The organism is uncultured Abyssibacter sp., assembly GCF_964000955.1.
Lineage (GTDB): Bacteria > Pseudomonadota > Gammaproteobacteria > Nevskiales > OUC007 > Abyssibacter.
Map to the genome: position 1 here is coordinate 1 of NZ_CAXFCL010000090.1, position 1,959 is coordinate 1,959.

The 1,959-nt window shown below is 65.5% G+C and carries 2 protein-coding genes and 1 pseudogene; all 3 read right to left on the minus strand.

The features are described from left to right. Positions 1-581: FliH/SctL family protein (locus ABNS06_RS04230; RefSeq protein WP_348672767.1), on the minus strand; the 581-nt coding region annotated here is incomplete at its 3' end. Positions 582-594: 13 nt separating this feature from the next. After that, a complete protein-coding gene (fliG, locus tag ABNS06_RS04235) occupies positions 595-1,629 on the minus strand; it encodes a flagellar motor switch protein FliG (protein ID WP_348672768.1) in 1,035 nt (344 codons plus the stop codon). Further along, positions 1,619-1,959, minus strand: a pseudogene (locus ABNS06_RS04240) (hypothetical protein); the annotation flags it as partial. The pseudogene ABNS06_RS04240 and the gene fliG, both read right to left, overlap by 11 nt.

Genomic DNA, 1,959 nt, shown 5'->3' on the forward strand with positions numbered 1-1,959 from the left:
GCGACGAGCCGCTCGACGCGGGCATCCAGGCGCGCATCGGCCCGCGCGTCCGCGGTCTCGACCCGGCAGTCGCCAGGCTGCAGCCCGTCATCGGGCATCAGCTTCCAGTGCGGCCCCTCCACCGGCTGATCCAGGTGTTCGCGCACGAACACGGCGTCATCCGGATTGAGATAGACGGTGACATTGCTCTCGGCCCCGGCTACCGATTCGACGGCCTCGTGAATTATGTTGCCGATCAGCTCCGGCTGGGTGGAAAGCTCCGCGCGGACGATCCGCGCGGCGACGGCGGACGCGATCTTGAGCAGCGTCTGCTCCACCTCGGAGTCCAGGTCGGCCAGTGGCTGCACCAGCGTGTGAAAGATGTCCTTGAGACGATTGACCCGCTCGCCGGCATCCGCACTGCCCTTCTGGAACCCGACGTCGTAGCCGTGCTGGTAGCCCTCCTGAAAGGCGGCCTCCTCGATGCGGTCCAGTTCGGCGACGGTGGGCGGCGCGGCGTCGTTGCTGGCCTGTGTCCCGTGCGCGCCGGCCGCCGGCAGAATCGTCGGCGCCTCCCAGCGCGCCGCGTGCTCGCCAGCCACTGTGTGCAACGGTTCAGATGAACTCATCGCCACCACCGCCTCCCAGCATGATCTCGCCCTCGTCGGCCAGGCGACGGGTCACTTCGAGAATTTCCTTCTGCGCGGCCTCGACATCCGAGACGCGAGCCGGGCCGCGGTTTTCCATGTCGTCACGCAGCATCTCCGCCGCGCGACTCGACATGTTGTTGAGCACCTTGTCGCGCAATGCGCTGTCGGCACCCTTGAGCGCCAGAACCAGGGTTTCGCTGTTCACATCCCGCAGCAGGCGCTGTACGCCCATGTCGTCGATCTCAAGCAGGTTGTCGAACGTGAACATCAGTTCGGCGATCTCTTCGCTCAGGTTCTGGTCGAACTCGCCGATTTTCTCCAGCAGGATCTGCTCGGAGGATGAATCCATCAGGTTGAGAATGTTCGCGGCCGACTTGCGCCCACCGAGGCTGGATGAGCGCGAGTTGTTGTTGTTCGCGAACTGCTTTTCCATGATCTCGTCGAGTTCGCGCAGCGCATTCGGCTGAATGCCATCCAGCGTTGCGATGCGCATCAGCACGTCGGGCCGGACACGCTCCGGCAACAGGGCCAGGAGCTCCGCCGCCTGGTCGGAATCCAGATAGGACAGAACAATCGCGATGATCTGCGGATGCTCGTTGCGGACGATCTCGGCCACGGCCTTGGTGTCCATCCACTTCAGCGCTTCCAGGCCCTTGCTGCTCTGCCCGACCAGAATGCGGTCGATGACGCCGCCGGCGCGCTCCTCACCCAGGGCGCCGATGAGCACGCGGCGCACGTAATCGTCCGCGCCGACACCCAGCGAGGTCTGTTCCTCCAGCGCGGTGACGAAGTTGGTGACCACCGACGAGGCCTGCTCGCGGGACACGTTCTCCAGCTTGGCCATCGCCGCGCCCAGACGCTGGACTTCCTTGGCGCCAAGATGCTTGAGGATTTCCGCCGCCTCGGCTTCACCGAGGGACATCAGCAAAATCGCCGCCTGATCGACCCGACTCATGTCGGACACGGCCGGTGCCTGCGGAATCGCCAGTTCAGTCGCCATCGTTCACCCACTGCCGCACGACCTGGGCCACCCGTTTCGGGTCCTCGCTGACCACCTGCCGAACCGCGGTGATCTGCTGTTCGTACGGCGCGCTCAGGTCAATGGCGAACGGCTTGTTCGGATCGGCCAATGCGCGCTGACCAGCATGGCCACCCGCCGCCTGCGACAGCGTGACCTGCTCCTCGTCATGCATGCCCATCAGGCCCGCATCGGCGCCGGCACCCGCCAGCGCCATCTGCTGGCCGCCCATCATCTGCGCGGGCGAGCGCAGCAGGCTCTTCAGCATCGGCCCCACCAGCGCCATCAGGATGATGATGACGAGCAGCACGC

What these genes read in the sequence shown, in the direction of transcription:
- fliG (WP_348672768.1), bottom strand. Translation starts at nt 1,629, where the DNA reads ATGGCGACTGAACTGGCGATTCCGCAGGCACCGGCCGTGTCCGACATG.